Annotated in this window: 1 protein-coding gene; it reads left to right on the forward strand. The window is 36.5% G+C overall.

Translation table 11 applies throughout. The features are described from left to right. A partial coding sequence (locus BMG01_RS10755) for an IS3 family transposase (protein ID WP_143472293.1) occupies positions 1-567 on the forward strand: 567 nt, incomplete at its 5' end. Positions 568-616: the final 49 nt, after the last annotated feature.

Genomic DNA, 616 nt, shown 5'->3' on the forward strand with positions numbered 1-616 from the left:
CGTCGTTTAATGCGAGAAGCTGGCATATACTCTGTCATGACTCGTCGATTTAACAAACCAACGACAACTGTTGATTATCGTCAACGTCCCAACTTAATCAGGCATTTACCCGAAGCCAATGCTTGGAGCATGGACATCACTTATTTAAAGTTGAGTAATGGTCAGTGGGTCTATTTAGCGTCAGTTTTAGAGTTACAAACGCGTAAGATATTAGCCCATCAAATCAGTGCCACGATGGATACCAAATTGGTAGTTACAACACTACAAAGATCGCTGTCAACTGATAAAAAACCAAATTATTTACACACTGATATGGGCAGTCAGTTCACTAGTTTTGGCTTTGAAAATTTGTTAAAGCGACATAAAATTGATCATTCGTATTCAAAACTAGGACATCCATATGATAATGCCAAAATTGAAAGTTTTCACTCCCTATTAAAGCGTGAAATGATTTATCAATTCCGGTTTCCATCGATTGCACATCTAATTTTAGATGTGTCCAAGTATATTCATTGGTTCAACAACGAAAGAATCAGTCTTGCCAATCAAAAAATAAAAGTTGCCTAATCAGTTCAGCCCTAGATAAAAAACATTCCGAATTATTGACTTATGAGCA

Source organism: Leuconostoc sp. BM2, from assembly GCF_002095565.1.
Classification (GTDB): Bacteria; Bacillota; Bacilli; order Lactobacillales; family Lactobacillaceae; genus Leuconostoc; species Leuconostoc falkenbergense.